Annotated in this window: 7 protein-coding genes; 5 read left to right on the plus strand and 2 right to left on the minus strand. The window is 60.0% G+C overall.

Going from position 1 to position 9,008, the window contains the following annotated elements; all coding sequences use genetic code 11:
• Positions 1-96 precede the first annotated feature (96 nt).
• Positions 97-993 carry an NAD(P)-dependent oxidoreductase gene (locus tag VD17_RS31890; RefSeq protein ID WP_080932076.1) on the plus strand — a complete coding sequence of 299 codons (897 nt, stop codon included), beginning with the start codon at positions 97-99 and terminating at the stop codon, positions 991-993.
• Here the strand turns inward: VD17_RS31890 and VD17_RS26350 are convergent.
• Entirely contained in the window at positions 884-3,166 is a 2,283-nt protein-coding gene (locus VD17_RS26350) for a putative bifunctional diguanylate cyclase/phosphodiesterase (RefSeq protein WP_080932077.1), read from the minus strand. The two genes, VD17_RS31890 and VD17_RS26350, sit on opposite strands and share 110 nt — an antisense overlap.
• 288 nt (positions 3,167-3,454) lie before the next feature.
• Between VD17_RS26350 and VD17_RS26355 the strand changes: the two genes are divergently transcribed.
• On the plus strand, positions 3,455-4,804 hold the full coding sequence (locus VD17_RS26355) for a spinster family MFS transporter (RefSeq protein ID WP_046056392.1): 1,350 nt from the start codon (positions 3,455-3,457) through the stop codon (positions 4,802-4,804).
• Between the two features lie 162 nt (positions 4,805-4,966).
• On the opposite strand, the gene rapA is transcribed toward VD17_RS26355, so the two are convergent.
• A complete protein-coding gene (gene rapA, locus VD17_RS26360) occupies positions 4,967-7,813 on the minus strand; it encodes an RNA polymerase-associated protein RapA (protein WP_046056393.1) in 2,847 nt (948 codons plus the stop codon).
• A gap of 252 nt (positions 7,814-8,065) precedes the next feature.
• Between rapA and VD17_RS26365 the strand changes: the two genes are divergently transcribed.
• From VD17_RS26365 to ccoM, 3 genes are all read left to right on the plus strand, one after another.
• Positions 8,066-8,407 carry a hypothetical protein gene (locus VD17_RS26365; RefSeq protein WP_046056394.1) on the plus strand — a complete coding sequence of 114 codons (342 nt, stop codon included), beginning with the start codon at positions 8,066-8,068 and terminating at the stop codon, positions 8,405-8,407.
• A 100-nt stretch (positions 8,408-8,507) separates the two neighbouring features.
• The gene (locus VD17_RS32345) at positions 8,508-8,669 is read left to right on the plus strand and encodes a hypothetical protein (protein ID WP_095128014.1); all 162 of its coding nucleotides are present in this window, start codon (positions 8,508-8,510) and stop codon (positions 8,667-8,669) included.
• Between the two features lie 144 nt (positions 8,670-8,813).
• Complete coding sequence (gene ccoM, locus VD17_RS32925) at positions 8,814-8,927, plus strand: cytochrome c oxidase subunit CcoM (protein WP_010462558.1); 114 nt, start codon at positions 8,814-8,816, stop codon at positions 8,925-8,927.
• Positions 8,928-9,008 lie beyond the last annotated feature (81 nt).

A 9,008-nucleotide genomic window follows, 5' to 3' on the forward strand; every position in this document is an offset into this window, starting at 1 on the left:
GTCAGGGTTAAAACCTGAGCATCACTCGGGGGAATCCTTTCCTAAGTCATGATGAATCGGCCAATATTCGCCAATCTTTAATCAAAAGGAGGCTAGATGATGGCATCGTTACCTTCGCTCGGGTTTGCCGGGGTCGGCCTGATGGGCTTGCCAATGTGCCGGCGCTTGCTGGCAGCGGGTTATCCGCTGACGGTGTGGAACCGCAATCCAGCCAAGTGCGCGCCGCTGGTCGAGGCCGGTGCACAACAGGTCGCCACGCCGGCTGAGCTGTGCCGGCACGCCGACGTGGTGATGCTGTGCCTGGCGGACACCTCGGTGGTTCGTGAGGTGGTGTTTGGCCCGGCCGGGGTTGCCGAGGGTGGGAAAAGCGGTCAATTGCTGGTGGATTTTTCCAGCCTGGAACCTACCGCGACGCGGGAAATGGCGACAGCGCTGGTCAGCCAAACCGGCATGAGCTGGCTGGATGCACCCGTGTCCGGTGGAGTGGTCGGTGCCGAGGCTGGCAGCCTGGCGATCATGGTGGGCGGTGAAACGGCGGACCTTGAGCGCGTCAGGCCTGTGCTGTTGAGCCTCGGCCAGCGCGTGACCCACATGGGCGCCGTCGGAGCGGGGCAGGTGACCAAGGCCTGCAATCAGATGATCGTCGCCTGCAACGCGCTGGTGATCGCCGAAGTGGTGGCGTTGGCCGAGCGTTCCGGGGTGCAGGCCAGTCTGATCGCCGAGGCTCTGGCAGGCGGGTTTGCCGATTCAAAACCCTTGCAGATCCTGGGGCCGCAAATGGCCGAAAGCCGTTTCGAACCGGTGAAATGGCATGTGCGCACGCTGCTCAAGGATCTCGATACCGCGGTGAAGTTTTCCCGTGAGCAAGGCTCGGCCACGCCGATCAGTGGACTGGCCGCACAACTGATGCGACTGCATGGGAGCCAGGGATTTCTGGAAAAAGATCCGTCGACGCTAGTGCAGTTGTACCGCGAGCCAGACTCAAAGGGCTGACAGTGTGCGGGCGCTTGCGCTGGTTGATTTCGCTCAGCACGGGACGCAATTGCGCCAGCGGTACTGGACGACTGAGCAGGTAACCCTGCACGAAGTCGCAGCCGTTACGCTCCAGAAACTCGTATTGCTCAAGGGTTTCGACGCCTTCGGTGACCACCTGCAACTGCAGCGTGTGGGCCATGACGATGATTGCTTGAACGATTTCCATGTCTTGGGTGGCCTTGGGAATGTCCTGTATGAACGAGCGGTCGATCTTCAGCGTGTTGAGTGGCAGCCGTTTGAGATAGGCCAGTGATGAATAACCGGTGCCGAAGTCATCAATCGACAGCGACACGCCGAGGGCACGAATCTGGAGCAGCAACACCAGCGTATTGGCGATGTTGCCCATCAGCGCATTTTCGGTCACTTCCAGTTCCAGCCGCTGCGGCGCCACTCCGGCGACCCGTAGCGCGTGTTCGATTTCATCGGCCAATTCTTCGCGCGCCAGGTTCAGGGGTGAGCAGTTCACGGCGATGCGCAGTTCTTCGCAACCCTGACGCGACAACTCGCCCAGATCCTCACAGGCTTTGCGCAGGACCCAGTTGTCCAGTTCGGCGATCAGGCCGTTAGCCTCGGCGATGGCAATGAACCGGTCCGGTGCCAGCAGCCCGTGAACCGGATGTTGCCAGCGCACCAGCGCTTCAAGTTTGCTGACCTGAGCTGTTTTCAGGTCATAGATCGGTTGGTAATAGAGCATCAGCCCGGTGTTTTCGCGCAGGGCGTGGCGCAGTTCTTCTTCGAGTTGCAGTTCCAGCGTCGCGCGGGTTTTCAGGTCCTCGCTGAAGAAATTCAGGCCATTGCGCCCGCTGTCCTTGGACTGATACAGCGCCAGGTCAGCGTTTTTCAGCAACTCTTCACAGGTCTTGCCATCTTCCGGAAACAAGCTGATGCCGATACTGGTGGTCATGACCATGCGCCGTCCGGAGAGCTCGATGGGCTCCTTCATTCTCGCCATGATGCGCTGGGCCATGTGCCGCGCTTCATCACGATCATGCAGGCCGATGAGGATGCAAAACTCGTCGCCTCCGAAGCGCGCAACCACATCTTCGTGGCTGCGTACCGAACACTTTATGTGGGTGGCCAGGACTTTGAGCAATTCGTCGCCGGCATCATGGCCGAGGCTGTCGTTGATCCGCTTGAAATGGTCGATGTCCAGGAACAGCACCGCCAGCATGCCGCCTTCGTTGGTTTTCTCCATGAGCTTCTCGGCGAAGATCTGGTTGAAGCCACGACGGTTGATCAGGTTGGTCAGGGGGTCGTAGTGCGCCACCTGTTGTAACGACATCCTCGCCTGGTCCAGTTGACTGAGCAGGGCGTTGACCCGTTGCAGGTCGCGCTCCTTGTTTTGCAACTTCTTGTCCGCCAGCGCCGCGCTGATGCTGCTGCCGATGATCAGCAGCGTCATGATCGCCACCGTCAGTCCCAGTTGCAGATGATTGTTTACGCCGGGCGGCGGCTGGAGGCTGTCGGCGGGCAGCACCAGATTGAAGGCGGCCATGCCGGTGAAGTGCATGCTGATGATGCCTGCCCCGAGTACCAGACTGGCGCTGTATTTGAGCAGTTGATGGAGCAGGCCGGTGCCGTCGCGCAGATGACTTGATATCAGCAGGGCTGCAAGGCTGGCACCGATAGCGATCACAATGGAGAGGGCGAATAGCGTGGGTTGGTAATAGGCCATCGCACTCGAACGCATGGCGGTCATGCCCACGTAATGCATGGTGGCGATGCCCAGGCCAATGCAGATCGACGCCTGGAGATATTGCCAAAAACTCAGGCGGGGATGACTGAGCGTATGCATGGCCAGCCACGAGGCGAGCAGGGCAATCAACAGAGAAAGGAGCGTGATGGGTAATTCATATCGAATGTCGATCGGCGCCTGAAACGCGAGCATGCCAATGAAGTGCATGGCCCAGATCCCACCCGCCAGGCAACTGGCACCCACCCAGCGCCAGAGCCGCTGCGAGGCGGGTTTTTCCACGTGACCGACCCTTTCGGCCATGTCCAATGTGGCAAAGCTGCCGACACAGGCGACCAAATAGGCCAGCAATACCAGAAAAGGGTCATGTGTGCTGTTGAGTATTACCTGGCCGTTCGCCGTCAGCTCGGTAATGAAATGCAAACCAAGCCACTCCATAGCATGCCCCATTGTCATCCTGGCTGACGCCATGAACGCTGGCGAATGCTTTGGAGTATAGAAGGCGTGTTTAGAGTGCAAACGATAGTGGCAAATTGGCGCTAACCATTTTGGAATGAGCGTTAGTGCGTTTGGAAATAAATGGTGTATCAGCTGCGACATCCTCCATGGGTGGATATCAGCTTTACAAATAGTGACAGACAGCTCAGGCGGGCCTGACTAGATTGCAGGTTCCGGGCTCGGATGCGTTGGCAGTGAAGCCCCAATAACAATAAAAGAGACGGACCCATGCAGAACTCGACCCAAGCGGCGAATGCCTGGCGCATTCTGTTCCTGCTGTTCCTGGCCAACCTGTTCAACTTCTTCGATCGCACCATTCCGGCCATCATCATCGAACCGATCCGCATGGAATGGCACCTCAGCGACTTTCAACTGGGGATCATCGGTACCGCATTCACCCTCGTTTATGCCATTGCCGGCCTGCCTCTGGGGCGGATGGCCGATACCGGTTCGCGCAGTAAGTTGATGGGCTGGGGCCTGGCGGTGTGGAGCGGGCTGACAGCCGTCAACGGACTGGTGGGGAGTTTCTGGGCTTTCTTGATCGTGCGCATGGGCATCGGCATCGGTGAAGCCAGTTACGCACCGGCCGCCAACTCGCTGATCGGCGACCTGTTCCCGGCCCACCGCCGGGCACGGGCGATGGGTATCTTCATGCTGGGGCTGCCGTTGGGGCTGCTGCTGGCGTTCTTCACCATCGGCGCCATGGTCAAGGCCTTCGACAGCTGGCGCGCGCCGTTCTTTATCGCGGCAGTGCCGGGGCTGATCCTGGCGATCTTCATGTTCTACATCAAAGAACCGAAACGCGGCGCCGCAGAGAGTGTGCAAGTCTCGCAGGAGCGCGTAGACCGGCCGATCCGCCGAGTGCTGGCGGTGCCGACTTTCCTGTGGCTGGTAATGGCGGGGCTGTGCTTCAACTTCGCGACCTATGCCTGCAACTCGTTTCTGGTGCCGATGCTGCAGCGCTATTTCCTGATGCCGTTGCAGGAAGCGGCGGTGGCGACCGGGGTGATCGTTGGCGTGACCGGGTTGTTCGGTCTGACACTGGGCGGTTGGGTGGCTGACAAGATTCACCAGCGAGTGGCCAATGGGCGACTGCTGTTTGCCGCGTTCAGCTTGATCATTTCGACGGTGTGCACGGCTTGGGCGCTGCATTCCGGGCGGATCGAGATCGGGGTATTTGTGGCGGTGTTCAGTGTGGGCTGGTTGTTTGCCTACAACTTCTACACCTGCGTTTACACCGCTATTCAGGACGTAGTCGAGCCGCGCTTGCGGGCCACGGCCATGGCGCTGTTCTTTGCCGGGTTGTATTTGCTGGGCGGTGGTTTGGGGCCGGTGGTGGTGGGCGCATTGTCCGACCACTTTGCGCATACGGCGATGCTCTCGGCCGGTGCTGAACAGATGACCGAGGCGTTCAAGGCTGTCGGCTTGCATGACGCGATGTATTTGATCCCGGTGGCGCTGTTTTTCACCATGGTGTTTCTGTTCCTGGCTTCGCGGTGTTTTGTGCGCGATGCCAAGCGGATGAAGGAAGGGTTGGTGGCGGTGGTTGAGCCTGTGGGTTCTGCGGTGACTGCCTAATCGCCTTCGCGAGCAAGCTCGCTCCCACATTTGGAATGCATTCCCCTGTGGGAGCGAGCTTGCTCGCGATGAGGCCATCAGCAACACCGGAACAATCAAGCAGACAAAAAAAAGGCCCGCATCGCTGCGGGCCTTCTTTGTTTTAGCGGTGGAGCAGGGGAGTTAACCCGCCACCAACACCCGAATCGCCTCCAGTCGCAGCGCAGCCTTATCGAGCATGGCCAGGCCTTGCTCGCGCTGTTTGCGCAAGGCAACCAGTTCGCTGTCACGCACGGTCGGGTTGACCGCTTGCAACGCGGTCAGGCGCGCCAGTTCTTCGTCCGTGTCGGCGGCCAGACGACGCTGCGCCTCAGCCACGCGCTCGGCGTGACGCGGGAAGATCTTCTCTTCGCCGGCGTTGATCCGTGGCGTCAGCTGATCGCGCTGGGCCTGGATGAACTTGTTGGCGCTGGCACGCGGTACGCTTTCCAGCTGATCGTTAAGGGTTTCGAACGACACCCGGGCCGAGAGGTCGTTGCCATTGGCATCGAGCAGGCAGCGCAGGGCGGCCGGTGGCAGGTAACGGCCCAGTTGCAGCGAGCGCGGGGCAACCACTTCGCTGACGTAAAGCAGTTCCAGCAACACGGTGCCAGGTTTCAGCGCCTTGTTCTTGATCAGCGCCACGGCGGTGTTGCCCATGGAACCGGACAAGACCAGGTCCATGCCGCCTTGCACCATCGGGTGTTCCCAGGTGATGAACTGCATGTCTTCGCGAGACAGCGCCTGGTTGCGGTCGTAAGTGATGGTCACGCCTTCGTCGTCGCCCAGCGGGAAGCTGGCGTCGAGCATTTTTTCGCTCGGCTTGAGGATCAGCGCGTTTTCCGAGTGGTCTTCGCTGTCGATGCCGAACGCGTCGAACAGGGTTTCCATGTAGATCGGCAGGGCGAATTGATCGTCTTGTTCGAGGATGTCCTCGACCAGCGCATCACCTTCGCCAGCGCCGCCGGAGTTGAGTTCCAGCAAGCGGTCGCGGCCGGTGTGCAGCTCGGCTTCAAGACGCTCGCGCTCGGTGCGGGCTTCGTCGATCAGCGCTTGCCACTCGCCGTCGTCGGCATTTTCCAGCAGCGGCAGCAGGCGCGGGCCGAACTGATGCTGCAAGGCGTTGCCGGTCGGGCAGGTGTTGAGGAACGCATTCAGCGCTTCGTGGTACCACTGGAACAGACGCTCTTGCGGGCTGGTTTCCAGGTACGGCACGTGCAGTTCGATGATGTGCTTCTGGCCGATCCGGTCCAGACGACCGATACGCTGCTCCAGCAGGTCCGGGTGCGACGGCAGATCGAACAGCACCAAGTGGTGCGAGAACTGGAAGTTACGACCTTCACTGCCGATTTCCGAGCAAATCAGCACTTGCGCGCCAAATTCTTCGTCGGCGAAGTAGGCCGCGGCGCGGTCACGCTCGAGGATGTTCATGCCTTCGTGGAAGACCGTGGCTGGAATGCCGGAACGCACGCGCAGGGCGTCTTCCAGGTCCATGGCGGTTTCAGCGTGGGCGCAGATCACCAGCACTTTGGTGCGCTTGAGCATCTTCAGCTGATCGATCAGCCACTCGACGCGCGGGTCGAATTTCCACCAGCGTTCTTCTTCGTTGGCGTCCGGCTGGGCCTGGAAGCTGACTTCCGGGTACAGCTCGGCGTGATCGCCCAACGGCAGTTCGAGGTATTCGTCCGGGCATGGCAGCGGGTACGGATGCAGCTTGCGCTCCGGGAAACCCGCCACGGCGGCGCGGGTGTTGCGGAACAGCACGCGGCCGGTGCCATGGCGGTCAAGCAGTTCGCGGACCAGGCGGGCGCTGGCTTCGGTGTCGCCATCGTTGACCGCCGTCAGCAAGGCTTCGCCTTCGTTGCCGAGAAAACCGTGAATGGTCTTGTGCGCTTCAGGCGACAGGCGCCCCTTGTCCAGCAACTCCTGAACGGCTTCGGCCACCGGGCGATAGTTTTCGCTCTCGGCGCGGAAGGCATGCAGGTCATGGAAACGGTTCGGGTCGAGCAGGCGCAGACGCGCAAAGTGGCTGTCCTGACCCAGTTGTTCCGGGGTCGCGGTCAGCAGCAGGACGCCGGGAATGACTTCGGCCAGTTGCTCAACCAGCGAATATTCAGGGCTGGCCTTGTCTTCATGCCACACCAGGTGGTGCGCTTCGTCGACGACCATCAGGTCCCAACCGGCGGCGAACAGCGCGTCCTGGGCCTTCTCGTCTTCCACCAGCCACTCGAGTGCAACCAGCGCGAGCTGGGTGTCTTCGAACGGGTTGGCGGCATCGCTTTCGATGAAGCGTTCTTCGTCGAACAGCGCAACTTGCAGGTTGAAGCGGCGGCGCATCTCGACCAGCCACTGGTGCTGCAGGTTCTCCGGAACCAGGATCAGCACGCGGTTGGCGCGGCCCGAGAGCAGTTGGCGATGGATCACCAGACCGGCTTCGATGGTTTTACCCAGACCCACTTCGTCCGCCAGCAGAACCCGCGGCGCAATGCGGTCGGCGACTTCACGGGCGATGTGCAGCTGGTGCGCAATCGGTTGTGCACGCACGCCACCGAGGCCCCAAAGCGCGGACTGCAACTGGCGGCTGGTGTGTTCCAGGGTGTTGTAGCGCAGGGAGAACCAGGCCAGCGGGTCGATCTGCCCGGCGAACAAACGATCGCTGGCCAGACGGAACTGAATGAAGTTCGACAGTTGGGTTTCCGGCAGGGTAACCACTTCGTTATGCCCGTTGAGGCCGTGGTAAACCAGCAGGCCGTCGACGTCGTCGACTTCTTGGACGGTCAGTTTCCAGCCTTCGAAGTGAGTGATCGAGTCACCCGGCGAAAACCGCACGCGGGTAAGGGGCGCATTCCGTAGCGCGTACTGGCGAGTCTCGCCAGTGGCCGGGTAGAGCACGGTCAACAAGCGGCCGTCCTGTGCCAGAACGGTGCCTAAACCCAGCTCGGCTTCGCTGTCACTGATCCAGCGTTGCCCCGGTTGATACTGCTGCGCCATGCTGCCTGACTCCCACCTTGAAAAAGCGGGCTATCTTAACGGAATCGGCCCTCCAGACCAAAAGGTTTACGGCGTAGGAGCTGCCGAACGCTGCGATCTTTTGATCTTGGGGAACGCTTGAGTTCTTTGTTGTCCGATAAAGATCGCAGCCTGCGGCAGCTCCTACAAGTGCCAAACGGGTCACAGTTTGCGACCGATGGCTCAAGTCGCCATCCCCGCAGCCGACAGCCTGCTGACAGGAGACTAATAATTATGCTGCCACCGATGCTCCCCTTGAGTGCCGTGCCAATCACCTCACAGCACGATCCGGTTCGCCAGCGGCCGGATATTCCGCCCGTGGTGCCGGTGCAGGAAAGCTCCAACGAAAGCACCATCGACCTGCAACAGCGCGATCCGGAAGAGGCGGCGTTTCAGCTGCGCGAGGAACAGCGCCGCAAGCAGGAACAGCAAAGGCGCCGCCGCGAAGCCGATGAAGATCCTGAAGAACACCTCGCGATTCCCGGTGATGAGCTCAATGCCGACAATACCGTGCCAGTGGCGCCATTGATGGAAGATCAGCCGCGCCAGGGGTTGTGGGTCGATATCCAGATTTGAGGTCACGGCTGGTCAGCGCCGCCCTCAGACCGCATTATTGGTACATCCTTGCCTGCAGACACGGCAACTGAACTTCATTCCAAGCGATTCACTGAACACCATGAGCCAAGACGACAAGCTGATCGACCTCAACGCCGAACGCGCCAAGCGAGTTCATGACCTTAACGAAAAGCGCCTGAACGAAGTACGCCAGGCGTTCGAGCACGCCATGCCGTTGGGTAAAGCGAAGAAAAAGCCGAAGAACAAACCGAAAAAGCGTTGAAACACCCTGCATCGGTTGATGCAGGTCAGTTATTTCCCCTCCTTTACGCCCAGTCTCGGGCGACATTGATCCCGGTCAATTCTTTCGCCTGCCTGATTGGTTAACTTAGCCCCATCGCAACAAGGCAAGTGCAGGAGGCCAATCATGTTTTTCGACAACGTGGTGATCGCCGGAGTGCTGACAGTCGGCCTCATGGTTCTGTTTTTTGCAGGGTTTGGATTTTTTATCTGGAAGGATTCGCATAAGCGCAAACCGTAGGTCTTTCTGGAAGCAATGAGCACGCAAGGCATTTTGGGCAACTTCGGTTGCCCTTTTTTTTGTGCGCCCAGCATGGGCGCA

The sequence above is a fragment of the Pseudomonas fluorescens genome (assembly GCF_000968015.1).
GTDB classification, from domain to species: Bacteria; Pseudomonadota; Gammaproteobacteria; order Pseudomonadales; family Pseudomonadaceae; genus Aquipseudomonas; species Aquipseudomonas fluorescens_W.